This is a genomic window from Ferribacterium limneticum, assembly GCF_020510585.1.
In the GTDB taxonomy this organism is placed as follows: Bacteria; Pseudomonadota; Gammaproteobacteria; order Burkholderiales; family Rhodocyclaceae; genus Azonexus.
The window spans coordinates 2,185,411-2,206,195 of the sequence record NZ_CP075190.1 but is presented as its reverse complement, the minus strand read 5'-3'; the positions used below and the strand labels follow the sequence as shown (position 1 = coordinate 2,206,195).

Here is a 20,785-nt window from a genome sequence, read left to right as displayed (position 1 = left end):
CGGCGGCTGCGTGATCAATTCCGCCAGACGCCCGACATCGACCTTGGCCGGTGGCGCACCACGCCGCAGATCCCGCTTACTACGTTAGAAACTCAGCCTGAACCGTCTGGCATAGCAGCGTGCCGCAGCTATCATCGTCGCCAGCCTTTCAGGCGCCGGGTTCAGTTCTTCAGCGAATATCCCGGCAATGCGTTCGATGCATGCCTCGGCGGCGGTCGCATCGTGGAACAGGGCGCGCGTCCGGCGGGCCAGGATGTCTTCGATCGTTCGCGCCGCTTCGTGGCGGATGGCGAAGCGGACCATGGCTTCGCTGTAGGGCAGGTTCGGGTGTAAAAGCCGGTCGTGGCCGGGCAAGGTGGCGAGCAGCGGGGCGTCGGTGCCGTAGGCGTCGTTGGCCGGCCCATCTGTGTAGCCGTGCAGTTTCAGCGTTCTGGTCGGGCACGGCACGACGTTTAACCCGGCAAGCTCGCTGGCGCGGTCGATGACCTGTTCGGCCATCAGCCGGTAGGTCGTCCATTTGCCGCCAGTGAGCGTGATCAGGCCGCTCGGGCTGACCAGCACGGCGTGTTCGCGCGACAGGGCGGCGGTATTTTTCTCGTCGGTGTTATTGGGGTGGATCAACGGGCGCAGGCCGGCGAAAGCGCTGCGGATGTCAGCCCGGGTCGGCGGCCGGGTCAGGACGCCAGCTGCCGTGCGCAGCAGGAAGTCGATTTCCTCTTTGAGTGGCTGCGGGTCGTCGAGTTGTTGCAATTCCGGCCGTGGCGTGTCGGTGGTGCCGAGCAGCACCTTGCCCTGCCACGGAATGGCGAACATGACGCGGCCGTCCTCGGTTTTCGGGATCATGAGCGCCTGCTGACCGGGCAGGAAATCGGCATCGAACACGAGGTGGATGCCCTGGCTCGGCGTCAACAGCGGCTGGGCATTGGCGTCGTCCAACTGGCGAACGCTGTCGGCGTGCACGCCGCTGGCGTTGATGATGGCGCGGGCGGTGACCTCGAATTCTTCGCCAGTTTCCGCATCATGTAAGACGGCGCCGGTGACGCGGCCATTGGTCTTGAGCAGGCGGGTTGCCGGCAGGTAATTGACGCAGGTGGCGCCGAGGTCGGTGGCTGTGCGCATCAACGTGATGGCCAGCCGGGCGTCGTCGAACTGGCCGTCCCAGTAGCGGATGCCGCCGCACAGTCCGACGCTTTTTAAACCGGGCAGGGCGGCGAGGACTTCCTGGCGGTTCAGGCTCTGCGAGGCGGCAAGGTTGTGCCAACCGGAGAGCAGGTCGTAGAGCTTGAGGCCACCGGCGAACATCAGCCGGTCGATCTGATTCCAGGCGGGGATGATGAAGGCGAGCGGATGGACTAGGTGCGGCGCGTTGCGCAGCAGGTACGAGCGTTCGCGTAAGGCATTGCGCACCATGCCGATGTCGCCCTGGCGCAGGTAGCGCACGCCGCCGTGGATCAGCTTGGTGCTGCACATCGAGGTGCCGGAGGCGAAATCGCGGGCTTCGACGAGTAGTGTTCGATAGCCGCGCGCTGCCGCATCGACCGCCGCGCCCAGCCCGCTGGCGCCGCCGCCGATGATCAGGACGTCCCACGGGCGCTGGTCGCGCAGGGTGGCGAAGCTGTCTTCGCGGCTTGTGGTCATGATCTGGCCCAGCCGAGGGTGCGCTGGATGGCGCGGTGCCAGTCGGCGAACTGGGCTTCACGCTGGTCATTGGCCATTGATGGCGCAAAGCGGCGTTCGGCCTGCCACAGGGCGGTCAGTTCGGCTTCGTCCCGCCAGAAACCGACGGCCAGCCCGGCCAGATAGGCGGCGCCGAGGGCGGTGGTTTCGGTGACTTTCGGGCGAACGACGGACACGCCGAGCAGGTCGGCCTGGAACTGCATGAGCAGGTCGTTGCGGGCGGCTCCGCCATCGACGCGGACTTCCCGGATCGGCTGGCCGGCGTCGTTCTCCATGGCCTGCAGCACCTCGGCGCTCTGGAAGGCGATGGCTTCCAAGGCAGCGCGGGCGATGTGGGCGCGGCTCGTGCCGCGCGTCAGGCCGAACAGGGCGCCGCGGGCTGATGGGTCCCAGTAGGGCGCGCCGAGGCCGGTATGGGCCGGCACGAGATAGACACCGCCGTTGTCCGGCACCGAGGCCGCCAGCGTTTCGACCTCGCTGGCACTGGCGATCAGCCCGAGCCCGTCGCGCAGCCATTGCACGGTGGCGCCGCCCATGAAGACGCTGCCTTCGAGCAGGTAGGTGGTTTGGCCGTTGCGCTGCCAGCCGACTGTCGTCAGCAGGCGATGCCGCGAGGCCATGGGCTGCGCGCCGGTGTTCATGAGCAGGAAGCAGCCGGTGCCGTAGGTGTTCTTGGCCATGCCGCGTTCAAGGCAGGCCTGGCCGAAAGTGGCGGCCTGCTGGTCGCCAGCCATGCCGGCCAGCGGAATCGTGGCGCCCAGCCATTCGGTGTTCAACGTCGCAATCTGGCCGCTGCTGGCGACGACGCGCGGCAGCAGCGCGGCGGGAATGTCGAGCAGCGCCAGCAATTCGTCGTCCCAGCATTGGCGGTGGATGTCAAAAAGCAGCGTGCGCGAGGCGTTCGACGGGTCGGTGACGTGCTCACCGGTCAGCTTCCAGGCCAGCCAGCTATCGATTGTGCCGAAGGCCAGTTCGCCGCGCTCGGCCCGGGTGCGGGCGCCGGGAATGTGGTCGAGCAGCCACTTGAGCTTGGTGCCGGAAAAGTAGGCGTCGAGGACGAGGCCGGTGCGTTGCTGGAACAACCCGGCGTGGCCGGCGGCGGTCAGCTCGTCGCAAATGCCGGCGGTGCGTCGGTCCTGCCAGACGATGGCGCGGTGCAACGGCTGGCCGGTGGCGCGATCCCAGAGGACGGTGGTTTCGCGCTGGTTGGTGATGCCGACGGCGGCGATCTGCGTGGCTGCAACGCCGTTGTTGCCAAGCACCGCGCGGGCGACGGCGAGTTGGGCCTGCCAGATTTCATCGGCGTCATGCTCGACCCAGCCGGGTTGCGGGTAGTGCTGGGTGATTTCCTGCTGGGCGAGGCCGTGAATGTTGCCCTGGCGGTCGAACAGAATGGCGCGCGCACTGGTCGTGCCCTGATCGAGCGCGAGGACGAACTGCTCGGAAGGTGCAGGCATGGCGAACTCCGGCAAGCGGTATGCGGCCAGTATAGCCGGCTGCGCTGGGCCTTGGCAGGGCTTTCGCGCGCGGCAGGAATTCGTCGGGGCTTACAGAATGGCCAGCACGTTTTCCGGCGGGCGGCCGAGGGCGGCCTGGTTGCCGTTGACGACGATGGGCCGCTCGATCAGCTTGGGGTTGGCGACCATGGCGTCGATGAGGGCGTCCTGCGATAGCGACGGGTCGGCGAGCTTGAGTTCTTTGTATTCGGCTTCGCCCTGGCGCATCAGGGCGCGTGCGTCGGCAAGGCCGAGTTTTTTGAGCAGGCTGCGCAGGGTAGAGGCGTCAGGCGGGGTTTCGAGGTAGGCGACGATCTCGGGTGCTATGCCCTTTCCCTTGAGCAGGGCGAGGGTGTCGCGGGATTTGCTGCAGCGATTGTTGTGGTAGATGGTGATGGTCATGTGCGTTGAACGGTTGAGGATTTCAATTTTGGCCAAAATTTCCGGTTGACCGTGGGAATGCAGCTTCAGGTGCCGCAGAAGGTCATGTATCCGGTGGTGAATTCGGTCGGTGCCGGCTCGGCGTATTCGGCGTCTGTCGGGCGTTCGTCGAACGGGGCGCGGATGACGGCGAGCAGGCGCTCGAAGGGGGCCAGATTGTTGTCATCGACGGCGGCATCGAGGGCTGCCTCAACGCGGTGGTTGCGCGGGATATAGCACGGGTTGGCGTGTTGCATGGTGGCGAGCAAATCGGGCGAATGTGTCGGCTGGCGGGCCTGCCAGCGGCTGCGCCAGTCGGCGAAGTCGGTGGCTTCGGCCATCAGCGAATTCAAGCGCGTGGCATCGCCGGCCGCTGCATCGAACAGGGCGCGGAAGGCGACGGTGAAGTCGAGCCGGTCTTGCTTGAGGATGCGCAGGAAGTCGTCGATCAGGGTACGGTCTGCTTCGGCATCGTCGGTTTCATCGATGCCGAGCTTTGCCCGGAAAACGCGCAGCCAGTGCACGGCCTGGCGTTCGGGCAAGGCGTCGATGACCGCCGTGGCCGCCTGCACAGCGCGCTCGGCGTCGGCGTCAATGAGTGGCAGCAGGGTTTCGGCCAGCCGGGCGAGATTCCAGCGGGCGATGCCGGCCTGCTTGCCGTAGGCGTAGCGGCCGGCGCTGTCGATGGAACTGAAGACGGTGCCCGGGCTGTAGACTTCCATGAAGGCGCACGGGCCGTAGTCGATGGTCTCGCCGGACAGGGTCATGTTGTCGGTGTTCATGACGCCATGGATGAAGCCGACGCCGAGCCAGCGCGCCACGAGTTCGGCCTGGCGCTCGCCGACGGCGGCCAGCAGGTCGAGGTAGGGCTGCGCGCTGGCGGCCAGCGTCGGGTAATGGCGGGCGATGACGTAATCGGCCAGGCGCTTGACCTGCTCCGGCCCCTGATGGGCGGCGAAGAACTGGAAGGTACCGACGCGGACATGGCTGGCGGCGACGCGGGTCAGCACGGCACCGGGTTGGGCGCGGTCGCGACGCACCATGTCGCCGGTCGCCACCACGGCCAGCGAACGCGTGGTCGGAATGCCCAGCGCGTGCATCGCCTCGCTGATCAGGTACTCGCGCAAGGCCGGGCCGAGCGCGCATTTGCCGTCGCCGTTGCGCGAAAACGGCGTGCGGCCGGAACCCTTGAAAGCGATGTCGCGGCGCTCGCCGTTACGGTCGATCACCTCGCCGAGCAACAAGGCTCGTCCATCGCCCAGCTGCGGCGAAAACTGGCCGAACTGGTGGCCAGCGTAGGCCTGGGCGATCGGCTCGGCGCCCTCCGGCACGCGACTCCCGGCCAGTATCTCGATGCCCGCTGGCGATGCCAGCGCCGCCGGGTCGGCCCCCAACTCGCGAGCCAGTTCCTCGTTCAGGCGAATCAGGACTGGCTTGCTTGCCGGCGTCGGCTTCCAGTGAACGTAGAACTCCTCGAGGTCGCGGACATAGGAGTTGTCAAAGGCAAAAAAGGGGGGCGCAGGGGCGTTCATTGAAATCGGGCTTTGTCGGTTTTCCATCGGCCAGCGGCGATTTTGTCGTAAGTCGCGGCACTGGCCGTGGTTCAAGCAATTTCGATGCTAACGGTCAGGTTTGGTTCCCCGGTTGCCGCGAATGGCGCCGGAAATGATCACGCAGCAAATTTCAATTTTGGGCGAAATTTCCGGTTGACCATGGTCAAGGCGCCGAAATTCGCAGAGCTGAGATCAACCGCTAACTAGTCCAAAAACAGCCATTTACAATACGATCCGTGCTGCCGGGAACGCTTGACGAGGATTTGTCACCGACATCCAAATAGGCACTCAACGAACTCGGTGTATAGACCCGGCAAATTTTTTGTCCGAGCTTAGAATGTGCTCAAACCACCACTGCGACAAAAAATGATCAAGGTCCGCTCGCTTGATCTTGCCCGATTCGGCCGCCGCCAGGAATTTTGTTAGCCTGATTTGAAATTCAGAGTGTTCTTCCCGATGAATTTCCAGCAAGGGATAACGGCAATGCCTGAGCAAAGTCTCTTCCGTGCCGCAATGATCTTCGACGCAATAAATCAACTCGTTTCGGATTCCGTGGAAATGGGCGGCAGCTCCCTGACTACCATAGGGCACACTTTCAATCGCGTCTTTGCACAGGCTTAAAATGACCTTGTGCTGATTGTCGAGTACCCAGTTTCCAACGCTATAGCTGGATTCCCAGCGGGTGAAATCCTGCTGCTTCATCACTCCACCTCGCTTGATCGGCAACGCGGCTGATAACGGTTTCAAAGCTACTTAATAATTCAGTGCTGCACAGAAATGAAGGAAGGCTACAAACCTGCGGATTTGCTCATGCCGACTACAGTCGGCCCGATTGACTACGTGCTTGATTCATAATCAGCGTCTGCCAAATTTCTCCGGGAGCGCTCTGCTTCAACATCGTCGGCGACACACCGGGCCTCACCGTATTCATTACACGCTGGTTTGGCTGCTGTTGCTCATGGCGCTGTACATACCCATATCCAAACCTTGCATTTTCCATGCTGTCTCCGCTGTTGATCTTCTAGTTCAATAGAACTAAGAACGCCGACCACAATAGTTAGTTCCATAGAACTAGATAGCTGGGTTGGATTTTTTTCCTTGAGAAAAAGGCGCTCTGACTCAAGCTGCGAAGCCGAATTATTGTGGCCGGCCCCGACGTTTGATCACCGCTTCGGCGCGCTACGCTTCGCAGCCATTGGCTTCTTTTCTCTCTCGCCACCCGATGAGCGCCCAGCCACCGGCTTGGTCGGGTCGGCATGGTCGAGCCAGATCAGCGTGTCGATGTAGCTCATGAACCCCTGCAAATAATCCGGCGCGATGTCGCGCATGCGTTCCAGGCTGCGCAGGACAAGGTGCTGGGAATTCATGGGGCCGGCATTTTCGGGGGCCTGGGCGAGGGTTTGGGTGAGTTGTTGCTCGGTGCTGAGCTTGGACCACTCGTTGCGGAAGATGGCGACGGATTTTAGTTCAGGGCCTTGCGGGCGGTGGGCGGCCGAGGCGGATTTTGATTTTGGGCTATTTTTCCGGTTGACCGTGGAAACCTCATTGGCGAGCTGAATGACATCCGGCTGACCGTGGGCTTGCTGGCTGATGTAGGTGAGCAGCTCGGCGAGCGGGCTGGCGGTGCTTGTCGGCGCGATTTCAGTCGGCGTCGGCGCCGGGCGGCTGGTGAGTTCGTTGGCGGCGGCGCTGATCTTGGCGTGAAGCAACTGGCGGATGGATTTCGGCTGCTCGGCGGCGCGGCGGCTTAGTGCTTCGAGGTAGGCGAAGCGGACGGGGTCGCGGTCGGCGGCGCCGCTGGCGCGCAGGGCGTCGAGCTGGGCCTGAACGTCACCCATGTCGCCCGTTTCAGCCATTGGCGTCCTTGCCGTTGGTTCTAGACTTGGGCACCGGCGCCATTTCGACGCGACGGTTGCGGGCGCGGCCGTCGGCGTCGGCGTTGTCGGCGACCGGCTGCTGCGAACCGAAAGCGGCGGCAAAGATGGATGACGAGGGCACGCCGTCCTCGATCAGCGTGCGCGTGACGGTCAGGGCGCGCTGGGCCGAGAGTTCCCAGTTGTCGGCGAAGCGGCTGTTGCTGCCGCGCACCGGCATGTTGTCGGTGAAGCCGCTGACCATGAGCATCTGTTCGCTGGCGCCGAGGTAGGCGGCGATGGGCTGGGAGAGGCTCGTGAGCAGTTGCTTGCCTTCCGGCTGCAACTGGTCGGAATTGGGCGCGAAAAGCACGTTGCCGCTGATGCCGATCTTGCCGTTGCTGAGCGTCACCCGGCCGGAGGCGAGCGGGCCGGCCAGGGCCTTTTCCAGCGCCTCGCGGCGTTGTTCTTCCTGCTGGCGTTTCTGGATTTCGGCTTCGAGGCTGGTGACCAGTTCGAGCTGCACTCCGAGCACGCCGACCAGGATGAGCACGAAGGCGCCGAGCAGGCCGGCCATCAGGTCGCCGAAGACAGCCCAGACGGGCGTGTTGTGGTCGACGCTGGCGTCGATGTCTTCCATGGTTACGCCTCGCTACCGGCGACGCGTTGCAGGTCGTCGACCATCTTCTTCTGCGACATGATGCTGAGGTCGATGATTTCGCGCGCCTGCGCGACATAGTAGGCGAGCTGTTCGTCGCTGCGCGTCAGCGACTTGGTCAGCCCGCCTTCGATGCGTTGCAGGGCGGTCATCATTTTGTCGTTGGAGTCGGCGAAGAGCTTGACCGCGGCGCCGAAAGCCTCACCAAGGCTGGCCACTTCGAGGGCGCCACCGGTGATGCTGGTGCCGATCTCGACCAGCTTGCCGGCTTCGCTCTCGACCTTGGCGGCGAACTGGCTGCCGGCACGTTCGAGCAGGTCGGCCGACGAAGAAACCAGCGCGTCGATGGCGCTGCGCTGCTCGGTCGAGGCGTGGTTGATGGCGTCGAGCAGGGCGCCCAGCGTTTCCATGATGCGGCTGCGTTCTTCGAGCAGGCTGTTGTCGCGTGCCATGCTCGCCGACAGTTCGTGGCGTAGCTGGCCGATGACCTCGGCAGCGGCCTTGGGCGCCTCGGCGGCGGTCTGCATCAGACGAGTGACTTCGGCAATGGTCGTTTCGGCCTGGCGCTGGTGGGCGGCGACGAGGTCGCGGGCCGTGTCGCCAAGCGTTTGCGTGATCTTTTCCTGCTGTGCCAGCGTGGCGTCACCATGTTGCTGCCATTGCGCTTCGAGCTTGCCGGCCATCGCCGTGAGGGCGTCGGTGAAACTGGCCTGGCGGGTCTGTTCGCCGGTCACCCATTCGCTTTGCCAGCTAGCCTGGGTGGCGCGCATGTCGGCGAGTAGCGCGCCAGTGCGCTGGGCGAAGGTGTCGGCGAGGCTGGTTTCCGTTTGCGCCAGTGCTTGCGTCAGGCGGTCACTGGCCTGTTCATGTTTGGCGAGGGCGCTGATCCAGGTATCAGAAACCGTTTGCACGGCGCCGTCGAAACGTTGGGTGATGCCATCGAGCTGACCGGCCACCTGCTCGCTGATCGCCGCCTGCTGGGTCTGCGCGGTTTGGGCGAAGGCGGCATGGCTGGAGTCTATGGAAGCGAGCAGCGCCTGCGTGCGTTCGCCGAAGGTGTCGGCGACCTGGCTGACCGCTTGATCGAGGCGGCTGGTGACGCCGTCGAACTGGCTGGCCAGCGTGGCGGCCAGTTGCTGCTGGCTGGCGGCGGTGGTTTCGGCCAGCGCGGCGTGCTGTTGCGCGGCGTCGGCCTGCAACTTGGTTTGGGTGCTTTCGACCGAGGCGAGCAACGCGGCGGAGCGTAGCTCGAAACTGTCGGCGTAGGCGGTGAGCGCCGTTTGCAGGTGCTGGTGCTGGGTGTCGGTGGCCTGTTCGTGGCGGGTCAGGGCCTGCGTCCAGGTGTCGCTAACCGTGGTGACGGTTTGCGCGAACTGGCCGGCAATGCCAGCGAGCTGCGTTTCGACGGTGCCGAACAGCTTGTCGTGCAGGCTGCGCGTTTCACCGGCGATGCTCGCCATGGTGGCGGTGACGACCGGCTGGATGGTCTCGGCGGCGACCGTCGCGCTGTCGCGCAGGCTGGACTTGAGCGACTGGTCGACGGACTGGGCCAAACCGGTGTACAGACCCTTGGCTTCGTCATGGAAACGTTGCTGGCCAGCCAGCAACTGGTCGCCAAGCTGACGGCTCTGCTCGGCCATCTGGTTCATCATCGCGTCGAGCTTGCCGACCAGTTCGGGCAGCGCCTGGGCCTGCGCCTGCAGGGCCTTGAAGGTTTCCTGGCGCTGATGGGTGAGCGAGAAATCGCGCAGCACGCTGGCGATCTTGCTGTCGAGCAGTTGGCCGACTTGCAGGCGGTCGCGCCGGCACAGGGCCGAGATCAGGCCAAGCATGGCCGAGGTGGCGACGCCGGCGACCGAGGTGCCGAAGGCGACGCCAAGGCCCTTGACCGGGGCGGCCAGCGCCGAGCGGATGGTCTGCAGGTCGGTCGTGCTTTCCAGCGCCAGCACGGCGCCGTTCAGCGTGACGACCATGCCGAGGAAGGTGCCGAGCATGCCGAGCAGGACCAGCAGGCCGACGAGGTAGGGCGTGATGCCGGGGCCGGGCAGGGCGACGCGCTCGCCTTCGATGCGCAGGCGAACGGCGTTTTGCAGCGCGGCCGGCACCTGTTGCAGCCATTCGCCGAGGTGGCCGATGTCGTCCGGGATGTTGGCGAGCGCCTTCGCTAGCGCTGTGGTGTTGGCGTCGAAGCGGCGCATTTCGAGGGCGCCGGCGACATAGACCACGGCAATGATGCAGGAGACGGTAAAGGCCAGCGGGTGGCCGCCGATGTAGCCGACGGCGACCCAGACGACGGCGAAGAGGCCGAGGATGAAGGCGAAGAGACTGAGATTGCGGTTCATTGTGGCTTTGTTTCCTTGATTTCGGCCGAGCTGTCGAGGGCGGCGATCAGGCCGGCAACCGGCTTGAGGCGCAGTTCCAGCTCGGCGAGCAATACCGTCTGGGCGTCGTGACAGAAGGCTTCGAGCCAGCTGCCCGGCTGCGTCCAGGTGGTCGGATCGTCGGCGGTGTTGTCTGCAAGGACGGCGCGGTGTTCGGCGTAGCGCTGGTCGAAGCGCTTGCCGAGCATGATCGGGGTGTTCGACAGCAGGTTGCGTTCGCGGGTGAACAGAAATTTTTCGAAGGCGGCGTCGAGGTCGGCCAGTTGCCGGCCCGCCGCTGACTTGCCGGCCAGCGCCTTGCGGGCATTGGCGCGCAAGGCGGTGATGGCGGAATTCATGTCGCGCTGGTGAGCGAGATAGTAGCGGTGGTAGGGCGAGAAATCGGCGGCGCTTTCCGGCGTGGCGTTGGGCAATGGCGTTGGGAAAGGGATGCGCGCCGGCTCGGCACTGAAAACGCCATCGTTGTGGATCGAATCGCTGAGGTTGCGGCGGATGCGGGCCAGTTGGCCCGGCAGGTCGCTGTTTGCCGAAGCGATGGGCGTGCCGCTGCCGGCCTCGGTATTGAGGACCGAAAACAGCGTCAGCGCATCCGAAAAGTCCAGCCACTGCCCGAGCCGTTCACCGAAATCGTATTTCGGATCAGGGACTTCCGGGAGGGTGTCGGACAGGACGCGGACGAGGGCAGAGCGATTGAAGGTGGCGCGTTGCAATTCACGCGTCATGATCATGACCTGGTTCGACGTCGAAAGGGCTCGCAAGGCTACTACAACTTTGCGACGCGGTCAGCGGTCTGCGTTTTGATGCTCAGGCCGGGCGTCTCCAATCCGGAGCATCTGACCTCAGCCCTGCCGTTGCGAGGAGGTATGATGAGCACAGAACGCTAAAAACATGATTTCCGCCATTTCCAGTCCTTCCCGATTTTCCCGCAGCCTGTGGCTGATGGCGATTGTGTTCGTTATTTTTGCCCTCGTCTTTTTGTTTTATGTGCGTTCGGAAAAGCGGATCGACGAGGCCAACGAACAGCGTATTCAGTCTTTCTGGCTGGCGCAGGAGTTGCGCCAGTCGTCCGATGACCTGACGCGCATGGTGCGCAGCTATGTGATCACCGGCGATCCGCTGTTCAAGCAGCATTACCAGGAAATCCTCGACATCCGCGATGGCCGCAAGCCCCGCCCGGTGGATTACCAGAATATTTACTGGGACATGGTGGGAGCGGATGACCAGCGCCCACGTCCATCGAGCGGGCAAAACATTTCCCTGCTGGATCTGATGCGGCAGGCCGGTTTTTCCGATCAGGAGTTTGCTCGGCTGGCGCAGGCCAAGGCCAATTCGGATGCCCTGACCCGTACCGAATTCGCAGCCATGGCACTGGTCGAATCGGCATTGGAAATAAGTGACACCGTTCGCTTGCAGGCCAGCCAGATGTTGAACGATGCCGCCTATCATCAGGCCAAGGCCGACATCATGCGGCCGATGAGCGAACTGCATGACCTGTTGACGGAGCGCACACAAAAGATGGTGCGCGATGCCGAAGATTTTGCCTTGCTGATGCGAGGGGTTTTCATCTTGTTAGGGCTGCTCCTGCTGTTGACCGTGAGGCGTACCTACCGGGCCTTGCGGACAAGCCTTGGCGGGTCGCTGGATGAGGTGCATGCGCGCATCGCCCGTCTCGGACAGGGTGATTTTTCGACCCCCGTTCCGGTTGCCGCGGGGATGGAAAACAGTGTGCTCGGCTGGCTCTCCGAAACCCGGATCGAACTGGCGCGCATCGATGCCGAGCGCCGACAGGGGCTGATCGATGTCGCGGCAAGCGAGGCCCGGCTACGCACCATCATCGACAACGAGCCGGAGTGCATCAAGATGGTCGATGCAAAGGGGCGGTTGCTCCAGATGAATCCGGCCGGACTGGCGATGATCGAGGCCGACTCATTGGCGCAGGTGGCCAATCGGCCGATGCTCGAGCTGGTTGCTCCGGAATACCGCGATGCCTTCGTGGACATGCACCGCAAGGTCCTGGCCGGGGCTGCGGTGCAAATGGAATTCGAGGTGTGTGGCCTGAAGGGCGGCCGGCGCTGGCTGGAGACCCATGCCGTGCCAATGACCGACAATGGCCAGACCCTGCTGTTGGCAGTCACGCGCGATATTTCGCAGCGCAAGGCGGCGGAAGCCGAACTGGTCGCCTATCGTTTGCATCTTGAAGACCTGGTCGCCCAGCGCACTGCGGCCCTGTCGGTCGCCAAGGAGGCAGCGGAAGCGGCCAATGTCGCGAAGAGTTCATTCATCGCCAACATGTCGCACGAGATACGGACGCCGCTCAACGCGATTACCGGTATGGTGCATCTCCTCAAACGCTCGGGGGTGGAGCCCAAGCAGGCTGAAAAGCTCGAGAAAATTGACGTGGCCGGGCGACATCTGCTCGAAATTATCAATGCCATTCTCGATTTGTCGAAGATAGAAGCCGGCCAGTTTGTCCTGGAGGAAAGTGAAGTCAACTTTGGAGCGCTTGTTGCCAATGTCGCTTCCATGCTCTCGGAGCAGAGCCAAGCGAAAAACCTGATCCTGCGCTGCGATGTGCAGATACTGTCGCGGAATCTTCTGGGTGACTCGACGCGGCTTCAGCAGGCGATATTGAACTACGCCAGCAATGCCATCAAATTCACCGAGGCTGGCGGGGTAACGCTGCGAGTGCAGCAGGAGAGCGAGGACGACGCCAGCGTCTGCGTCCGTGTCGAGGTTCAGGATACCGGGCCCGGCATTCCTCTCGAGGTTCAGGAACGCCTGTTTGCCTCTTTCGCCCAGGCCGACGATACGATAACGCGCCGTTACGGCGGCACCGGTTTGGGGCTGGCCATTACCCGAAAGCTGGCCCAGTTGATGGGCGGCGACGCTGGCGTCGTCAGCCAGATCGGGGTCGGCAGTACTTTCTGGTTCACCGCCAGGTTAAGAAAGGGAGTTGCCACAAAAGGGGCTGCTTCAGCCCTGCCGCAGATGGCAGAGGCCGGGTTGCTGCGCAGCTATGCCGGGCGGCGGATACTGCTCGCCGAGGATGAGCCGATCAACCAGGAAATTGCCGTCGCGCTGCTCGGCGACGCCGGTTTGCAGGTTGATGTGGCGAACAATGGCCAGGAAGCACTGGCCCTGGCTGAAAAAAACAGCTACGACCTGATCCTGATGGACATGCAGATGCCCCGGATGGACGGCCTGGAAGCCACGCGACGTATCCGGCAACTGGCCGCAGGCGGCAATCCGCCGATCCTGGCGATGACTGCCAACGCCTTTGCCGAAGACAAGGCACGCTGCTATGCGGCAGGGATGAACGATTTCATCGCCAAACCGGTAGTTCCGGAGACGCTCTTTGCGAGCGTGCTCAAGTGGCTGGAACGGGGCAGCTAAGTCTGCGGCCGTTGCTACGGTCAACCGGAAAAAACGCCCAAAATTGAAGTCGGCCGCTACTGCGGCTTGCTGCCATCCATGACCCGGCACCCACCGCCACCTCGGGTATAATGCCGGCCTCTCCGCCTAACCAGACCCCACTCCCCATGGCCGACATTCTTTGCCTCAAGGGCGACGCCGCCTTTTCCGCCTTCCGTCTGCAACGCCTGCAAGCCCGCCTGGTGGCGGCCGTGTCGGATATCGAGTCGGTGGTGGCCGATTACTGGCATGTCGTGGCGCAAAAGCGTGCGCTGAATGCCGACGAGCGCAGCAAGCTGGCGACGCTGCTCGAAGAGAAGGCGGCAGGCAGCGAGGCGGGCGAACTGTTCCTCGTCGCGCCGCGCATCGGCACCATTTCCCCGTGGTCGTCGAAGGCCACCGACATCGCCTGGAACTGCGATCTGGATGCCATCGAGCGCATCGAGCGGGTCATCGCCTTCCATGTCGTGACCAAGAACAACCGCGCCCTGAGCGCCGATGAAAAGAAAACCGTCGCCGGCCTGCTGCACGACCGCATGACCGACTCAGTGCTGCCCGGCTTCGACGCCGCCGGCGAACTGTTCCGCCATTTCGAGCCGAAGCCGCTCAATACCGTCGATGTCCTGGCTGGCGGCAAGGCTGCCCTGGTCGACGCCAACGGCTCGCTCGGCCTGGCCCTGTCCGACGACGAAATCGATTACCTGCTCGACGTGTTCACCAAGGCCGGCCGCAACCCGACCGACGTCGAACTCATGATGTTCGCCCAGGCCAATTCCGAGCACTGCCGCCACAAGATTTTCAACGCCTCCTGGGTCATCGACGGGCAGGCCAAGGACAAGACGCTGTTCGGCATGATCCGCGAAACCCATGCCGCCGCCCCGCAAGGCACGATCATGGCCTACGCCGACAACGCCTCGATCATCGAAGGCGCCACCATCCAGCGTTTCTACCCGGATGCCGACCGCGGCTATAGCTACAAGGAAGAGCTGACCCACATCCTGACCAAGGTCGAGACGCACAATCACCCGACGGCCATTTCCCCGTTCCCGGGGGCTTCTACCGGTTCCGGCGGCGAAATCCGCGACGAAGGCGCCACCGGCAAGGGCTCCAAGCCGAAGGCCGGCCTCTGTGGTTTCTCGGTCTCCAACCTGAACATTCCCGACGCAACTCAGCCTTGGGAAAAAGCCTACGGCCGCCCGTCGCGCATCGCTTCGGCCCTCGACATCATGCTCGAAGGCCCGATTGGTGCCGCCGCTTTCAACAACGAATTCGGCCGCCCGAACCTGACCGGCTATTTCCGAACCTATGAACAGGACGTCGCCGGTACCGTGCGCGGCTACCACAAGCCGATCATGATCGCCGGCGGTCTGGGCAGCATCCAGGCCGAGCAGTCATTCAAGGATGAAACCTTCCCGGTCGGCACCAAGTTCGTGCAACTGGGTGGCCCGGGCATGCTGATCGGCCTGGGCGGCGGCGCCGCCTCTTCGATGACAGCCGGTTCCAATGCCGAAGACCTCGATTTTGCCTCGGTCCAGCGCGGCAACCCGGAAATCCAGCGCCGCGCGCAGGAAGTCATCGACCGCTGCTGGCAGATGGGCAAGAACAACCCGATCCTGTCGGTGCATGACGTTGGCGCCGGCGGTGTCTCCAACGCCCTGCCGGAACTGGCCCATTCGGGTGGCGTCGGCGCCGTGTTCGATCTGCGCAAGGTGCCGACCGAAGAGCCGGGCATGTCGCCAGCCGAAATCTGGTCCAACGAATCGCAGGAACGCTACGTGCTGGCCATTCCGCCGAACCGCATCGCCGAATTCCAGGCCATGTGTGAGCGCGAGCGCTGCCCGTTCGCTGTCGTCGGCGAAGCCACCGGCGATGGCCACCTGACCGTGACCGATGACCATTTCGGCATCAATCCGGTGGACATGGAAATGGAAGCGCTACTCGGCAAGCCGCCGCGCATGACCCGCGACGTCAAGCATGAGCCGGAAACCTTCGTCTCCTTCGACGCCACGGCCATCGAACTCAAGGACGCCGCCTATCGCCTGATGCGTCTGCCGACCATCGCCGACAAGACCTTCCTGATCTCGATCGGCGACCGTTCCGTCGGCGGCATGACCGCCCGCGACCAGATGGTCGGCCCGTGGCAGGTGCCGGTCGCCGACGTCGCCGTCACCACGATGGGCTACCAGGGTTACCTCGGCGAAGCCTTCGCCATGGGCGAGCGCACGCCGCTCGCCGTGTTCGATGCGCCGGCCTCCGGCCGCATGGCCATCGGCGAGGCACTGACCAACCTGGCTGCGGCCGATGTCGGCGAACTCGGCAAGGTCAAGTTGTCGGCCAACTGGATGGCGCCCTGCGGCGTCGCTGGTGAAGATGCCCGCCTGTTCGACACCGTCGAAGCCGTCTCCGACCTGTGCAAGGCGATTGGCGTATCGATCCCGGTCGGCAAGGATTCGCTGTCGATGCGTACCGCCTGGGAAGATGGCGGCGTCAAGAAGCAGGTCGTATCGCCGCTGTCGCTGGTCGTCACTTCCTTCGCCTCTGTGAACGACGTGCGCAAGACCAAGACGCCGCAACTGGCCTTCGATCAGGGCGAAACGGAGCTGCTGCTGCTCGACCTCGGCAAGAACCGCCTCGGCGGCTCCTGTCTGGCCCAGGTTTACAACGCCACCGGCAGCGATGCGCCGGATGTCGACGATCCTGCCAAACTCAAGGGATTGTTCGATGCCGTGCAGAAACTCAATCGCGACGGCCTGCTGCTCGCCTACCACGACCGTTCCGACGGCGGTCTGTTCGTCGCTGCTTGCGAAATGGCCTTCGCCACGCGCCGTGGCGTCTCGCTCGATCTCGACGGCATCTGCTACGACGCGGGTGCCGGCGATGTCGATGGTTCGGAGAAGCTGCCCAACCTGCTGGCCGGCCGCGATTTCGAGAACATCGTGCGCGCCCTGTTCAACGAAGAACTCGGCGCCTTGATCCAGATCCGCCGTGCTGACCGCGAAAAGGTCACGCCGATTCTGCGTGCCCTGCGCGTGCCGTACCATTTCGTCGGCACGATGAACGAATGGGACGAAATCCGCGTCACCCGCAACGCCAAGCGCGTGCTGCGCGAAAAACGCGTCGACCTGCAACGTGCCTGGTCGGAAACCAGCTATCAGATGCAGGCCATGCGCGACAATCCGAGCTGCGCGCAACAGGAATTTGACCGCATCCTCGACGTCGCCGATCCCGGCCTGACGCCGAAGCTGAGCTTCGATCCGCAGGACGATTTCACCCAGGTCTATCAGGACATCAGCGGCCGGCCGCGCGTCGCCATCCTGCGCGAGCAGGGCGTCAACAGCCATTACGAAATGGCCGCCGCATTCGACAAGGCCGGCTTCGCTTCGGTCGACGTGCATATGAGCGACATTCTGGCCGGTCGCGTCAGCCTCAAGGACTTCAAGGGGCTGGTCGCCTGCGGTGGCTTCTCGTATGGCGATGTGCTCGGCGCCGGCCTCGGCTGGGCGCGGACCATTCTCATGCACGACGGTTGCCGCGACGAATTCGCCGCCTTCTTCCAGCGCCCCGACACCTTTGCCCTCGGCGTCTGCAACGGCTGCCAGATGATGAGCGCCCTCAAATCCATCATCCCGGGCGCCGAAAACTGGCCGGCTTTCCGTCGCAACAAGGTCGAGCAGTTCGAAGCCCGCTTCGTGATGACCGAAATCCTCGAATCGCCGTCGATTTTCTTCGCCGGCATGGAAGGCTCGCAAGTGCCCATCGTCGTTTCGCACGGCGAGGGCAGGGCGGTTTTCGATAACGCCGACGACAAGGCCAAGGTCTTGTCGGCCGTGCGCTACGTCGACAACAAGGGCGAGCCGACCGAGGTCTATCCGTACAACCCGAACGGTTCGCCGAACGGCCTGACGGCGGTGACGACGGCCGACGGCCGCTTCACGATCATGATGCCGCACCCGGAACGTGTATTCCGTACCGTGCAGATGTCGTGGCACCCGGAAAACTGGGGCGAGGATTCGCCGTGGATGCGGATGTTCCGCAACGCGCGGCGCTGGGTCGGTTAAACGACAGGGAAAATCAGAAAAGGCGGCCTGCGGGTCGCCTTTCTTTTTTACAGACGTATATTGTTAAATTACAATATACGCAATCACTTATGATCAGTGGTTGCCAAATCCAAATCTAATAGCAATGGAGGAGTCGTATGTTCAAGAAAATTTTGCTGGCTGCCGGGATCGTTGCCGTGTCCATGGGCGCTTCTGCGCAGGAAAAAGAGTTGCTGCGCATTATCGGTGAGGACAAGCAGTTCGTTGTCCAGACCAAGAGCGGACCGTTCGTCATCACCCGCACGATGACACCGTGCGCCAAAAACAAGGGCTGGCTGCAGCCGCTGATTCCGGTGGCCGGCGTGCACCCGGTGACGGAAATCGAAATACTCCACGCAATGAACGACAAGGATTCGATGATCGTCGACATGCGTGAGCCGGACGACCGGATCAAGGGCACCATCCCGAATTCGTACCACATTCCCTACACGCTGGTTTCTGGTCGCATGGACGAACTGGGTTGCGCCAAGACGGCCGGCAAGTGGGATTGCAGCAAGGCCAAGAAGGTCTATGCCTTCTGCAACGGTCCGGTCTGCCCGCAAAGCCCGACGGCGATCAACGCGATGGTTCGCGACGGTTTCCCGGCCGACAAGATCTATTATTACCGGGGCGGCATGCTTGACTGGGATGCGCTGGGCTTTCCCATCGTCAAGGACGAGTTCTGAGCGCATTGAGTCTCAGAACTTGATCGCTACCCGAACGGAACTCTGCGGAGTTCCGTTTTCATTTTTGGCCATTTTTCGGGTTGACCGCGGGATTTCTGGTTTTCAGGCAACCGGGAGCGCATGCGGCTGGTTCTCACGGTCAACCGGAAATTTTGCCCAAAATTGAAACAGGGGCTTCCGCTGTCAGTAGATGACGACGCGCGAACTGCGTCGCCAGCACGCCGGCATCTGCAGCCGCTCGACGTCCGGGCCGGTGGCGCCGAAGATGGCCTTGGCCCGCTCCAGGCGAGCATGCTCATCGTGGGAAATGCCGGCGATCAGATCGAACCATTGTTGAAGACGTTTCATGATGGCAACTCCTTGTCGGTGACTGTATGGATAAACAGTGGTGCGCGTTCGAGTGCAGAATAGCCGAAACCTGTATGGATGTACAGTATTCGAGAAATCTTTTTTCCGCGGTAGGCTTTGGCCACCCCAAAGCATGAAAGGCCCCCAATGTCGCGCCCCAAGCCTGCCTGGTTGCCTCCCGCCGGAACGCTGGCGACCTACCGCGGCCGCACCCGCAAGGCGACGCGCAATGTTCTCGTGGTGGCCGAGGCCTCGGCCGGGCGCATGGTGGTCGAGGCAATCGGCAAGCAGGGTGTTCCCGTTCGCCTGACCGTCAAGCGGGAAAATCTGTTGCCGATGGAACCGGATTTGTTCGACTGAGTTCCGTCACCGACCCGGCCCGTTCGTCAGGCGCCGGATCAGGCCCGTGAGCCATCCGCCTCCTTGCCGCCTCTCCAGTTGCATGCTGCTGTTGCCTATCCGTTCAACAAGACTCAGGCCATTGCGGGAAATCAGGTAGCTTTGCCCGCTCCCGAGAAATACGTCGTCGGGCTCGTTGGCGACGGTAATCCAGATCGTGCCCCGCAGGCAGCGGACTCGGGTGCCGGCGGCGTCATTCAGGCGGACGGGGTGGCCCGGCTGCAGGCATATTTCCTCCGAAACCCGATGGTTGTTCATGGCTCTCTCCGCTTTGATTGTGGAGAAATTTTAGGTTCCGGATAGCGGGTGGTACAGTTGCAATGGATTTAAATTGTGACCAATACAGTTGTCAGAAATATCAACTGTACTGGTCGCTGCCGACGCTAACTGTATAGGTGCCTGATGGCTGAAGAATTGTTGCGCTATGAGCAACTGGCGGCTGAATTGAGCGGCATGATTGCCAGCGGCGTGTTGAATCACGGTGACCGCCTGCCGTCGGTGCGGCGCTTGTCGAGCCAACGTCGGCTTTCCGTGTCGACCGTCGTCCAGGCGCTGCGCCTGCTGGAGGATCGCGGCCTGGTCGAAGCGCGGCCACAGTCCGGGTTTTTCGTTCAGCGTGCCAAGGCCGCGCGCGCCGAGCCGGTAGTCCGCTCAACGCCGGAAGAACCGAGCCCGGTCGATATTTCTCAACGGCTGGTCAGCGTCTTGCGCGCCGGCGCGAGAAACGGCATCGCGCCGCTCGCCGCCGCCTTGCCGGCGCCCGAGTTGTTGCCAGTTGCGGCATTGCAGCGTTTGTATGCCGGCGTCGCGCGGCGCCATCCCAGGCTGCTCGAAGGCGGCAGCCACATCAATACCGACGAGCCGGCGCTGGTTCGCCAGCTGGTTCGCCGCTCGCTGGCCTGGGGCGGACCGCTGCCGGCCGAGGAGTTCGTCATCACCAATTCGTGTACCGAAGCGCTCGGCTTGTGTTTGCGGGCGGTGACCAAACCCGGCGATACCGTGGCGGTCGAGTCGCCGGCCTACTATTTGATGCTGCAGTTGCTCGAAACGCTCGGCCTCAAGGCGCTGGAAATCCCGACCGATCCACGCACCGGAATGTCGGTCGAAGCGCTCGATCTGGCGACGCGCAACGGCGGTATCGCCGCCTGCCTGATCGTCTCGAATGGCAGCAATCCGCTCGGCTGCGTCATGCCGGACGACAGAAAACGGCTGTTTTCGGCGTTGACCGCAGCCCGCGGCGTGGCGGTGATCGAGGACGACATCTACGGCGATCTCCACCTCGGCAGCGAGCGGCCGTGGCCGATCAAGGCATTCGACAAGGTGGGCAACGTCATGCTCTGCTCGTCGTTCTCGAAAAGCCTGTCGCCCGCCTTGCGCATCGGCTTTGTCGCGGCCGGGCGCTATCACTCGGCCATTGCCTTGCAGAAAACCATCACCAGCGGCGGTACCAATCCGATTACCCAGCATGTGCTCGCCGAATATCTCGAATCCGGCGCCTATGAGCGTCATCTGCGCACCCTGCGCCGGGCCTACTCGCAGCAGGTTGAAGCAATGCGGCTGGCGGTCAGCCGTTATTTTCCGGCGGCGACCCGCATCACCCAGCCGCAGGGCGGCTACGTCCTGTGGGTGGAATTGCCCGAAAACATCGACACCACGCGACTCTACCAACGGGCAATCGGCGAAAACCTGGCCTACGTGCCGGGCGATCTGTTCTCGCCCAGCGGCATGTACCGCAATTGCCTGCGCCTCAATTGCGGCAACCCGCACACGCCGGCAATCGAAGACGCCGTGCGTCGCCTGGGAGCGATCTTTTCCAGCGCCTAAATC

General features: G+C 63.2%; 16 protein-coding genes. 5 read left to right on the top strand and 11 right to left on the bottom strand.

Features of this window, described 5'->3' with window-relative positions:
• Window positions 1-84 precede the first annotated feature (84 nt).
• The 9 genes from KI613_RS10850 to KI613_RS10810 all read right to left on the bottom strand — a co-directional run bounded on the left by KI613_RS10850 (window position 85) and on the right by KI613_RS10810 (window position 10,766).
• A complete protein-coding gene (locus KI613_RS10850) occupies window positions 85-1,638 on the bottom strand; it encodes a glycerol-3-phosphate dehydrogenase/oxidase (protein ID WP_226405650.1) in 1,554 nt (517 codons plus the stop codon).
• The gene (gene glpK, locus KI613_RS10845; RefSeq protein ID WP_226405649.1) at window positions 1,635-3,134 is read right to left on the bottom strand and encodes a glycerol kinase GlpK; all 1,500 of its coding nucleotides are present in this window, start codon (window positions 3,132-3,134) and stop codon (window positions 1,635-1,637) included. The genes KI613_RS10850 and glpK overlap by 4 nt, the downstream gene beginning before the upstream one ends.
• Window positions 3,135-3,224: 90 nt before the next feature.
• The gene (gene arsC / locus KI613_RS10840; RefSeq protein ID WP_226405648.1) at window positions 3,225-3,611 is read right to left on the bottom strand and encodes an arsenate reductase (glutaredoxin); all 387 of its coding nucleotides are present in this window, start codon (window positions 3,609-3,611) and stop codon (window positions 3,225-3,227) included.
• 29 nt (window positions 3,612-3,640) lie between these two features.
• On the bottom strand, window positions 3,641-5,125 hold the full coding sequence (locus KI613_RS10835) for a protein adenylyltransferase SelO (RefSeq protein WP_226405647.1): 1,485 nt from the start codon (window positions 5,123-5,125) through the stop codon (window positions 3,641-3,643).
• Window positions 5,126-5,434: 309 nt separating this feature from the next.
• A complete protein-coding gene (locus KI613_RS10830) occupies window positions 5,435-5,848 on the bottom strand; it encodes a bacteriohemerythrin (RefSeq protein ID WP_226405646.1) in 414 nt (137 codons plus the stop codon).
• Between the two features lie 461 nt (window positions 5,849-6,309).
• On the bottom strand, window positions 6,310-7,002 hold the full coding sequence (locus KI613_RS10825) for a DUF2894 domain-containing protein (protein WP_226405645.1): 693 nt from the start codon (window positions 7,000-7,002) through the stop codon (window positions 6,310-6,312).
• Window positions 6,995-7,639, bottom strand: a complete 645-nt coding sequence (locus tag KI613_RS10820) for an OmpA family protein (RefSeq protein WP_226405643.1) — start codon at window positions 7,637-7,639, stop codon at window positions 6,995-6,997. The genes KI613_RS10825 and KI613_RS10820 overlap by 8 nt, the downstream gene beginning before the upstream one ends.
• A gap of 2 nt (window positions 7,640-7,641) precedes the next feature.
• Entirely contained in the window at window positions 7,642-9,999 is a 2,358-nt protein-coding gene (locus tag KI613_RS10815) for a DUF802 domain-containing protein (RefSeq protein WP_226405641.1), read from the bottom strand.
• Window positions 9,996-10,766 carry a DUF3348 domain-containing protein gene (locus KI613_RS10810; RefSeq protein ID WP_226405639.1) on the bottom strand — a complete coding sequence of 257 codons (771 nt, stop codon included), beginning with the start codon at window positions 10,764-10,766 and terminating at the stop codon, window positions 9,996-9,998. Before KI613_RS10810 ends, KI613_RS10815 begins: the two co-directional genes overlap by 4 nt.
• Window positions 10,767-10,926: 160 nt before the next feature.
• Here KI613_RS10810 and KI613_RS10805 point away from each other — a divergent pair, with 160 nt between their 5' ends.
• From KI613_RS10805 to KI613_RS10795, 3 genes are all read left to right on the top strand, one after another.
• Window positions 10,927-13,431, top strand: a complete 2,505-nt coding sequence (locus tag KI613_RS10805) for a response regulator (protein WP_226405637.1) — start codon at window positions 10,927-10,929, stop codon at window positions 13,429-13,431.
• A 146-nt stretch (window positions 13,432-13,577) separates the two neighbouring features.
• Complete coding sequence (gene purL / locus KI613_RS10800; RefSeq protein WP_226405635.1) at window positions 13,578-17,507, top strand: phosphoribosylformylglycinamidine synthase; 3,930 nt, start codon at window positions 13,578-13,580, stop codon at window positions 17,505-17,507.
• A 137-nt stretch (window positions 17,508-17,644) separates the two neighbouring features.
• Window positions 17,645-18,211, top strand: a complete 567-nt coding sequence (locus KI613_RS10795) for a rhodanese-like domain-containing protein (RefSeq protein WP_226405633.1) — start codon at window positions 17,645-17,647, stop codon at window positions 18,209-18,211.
• Window positions 18,212-18,394: 183 nt separating this feature from the next.
• Here the strand turns inward: KI613_RS10795 and KI613_RS10790 are convergent, their stop codons facing one another.
• Window positions 18,395-18,559 carry a hypothetical protein gene (locus KI613_RS10790; protein ID WP_226405631.1) on the bottom strand — a complete coding sequence of 55 codons (165 nt, stop codon included), beginning with the start codon at window positions 18,557-18,559 and terminating at the stop codon, window positions 18,395-18,397.
• 147 nt (window positions 18,560-18,706) lie between these two features.
• Here KI613_RS10790 and KI613_RS10785 point away from each other — a divergent pair, with 147 nt between their 5' ends.
• A complete protein-coding gene (locus KI613_RS10785; protein ID WP_226405629.1) occupies window positions 18,707-18,919 on the top strand; it encodes a hypothetical protein in 213 nt (70 codons plus the stop codon).
• A gap of 6 nt (window positions 18,920-18,925) precedes the next feature.
• Here the strand turns inward: KI613_RS10785 and KI613_RS10780 are convergent, their stop codons facing one another.
• Window positions 18,926-19,216, bottom strand: coding sequence for a DUF2917 domain-containing protein (locus tag KI613_RS10780; RefSeq protein ID WP_226405627.1), 291 nt, complete (start codon window positions 19,214-19,216; stop codon window positions 18,926-18,928).
• Between the two features lie 144 nt (window positions 19,217-19,360).
• On the opposite strand from KI613_RS10780, the gene KI613_RS10775 reads away from it, so the two are divergent.
• Window positions 19,361-20,782, top strand: a complete 1,422-nt coding sequence (locus KI613_RS10775) for an aminotransferase-like domain-containing protein (RefSeq protein WP_226405626.1) — start codon at window positions 19,361-19,363, stop codon at window positions 20,780-20,782.
• Window positions 20,783-20,785 lie beyond the last annotated feature (3 nt).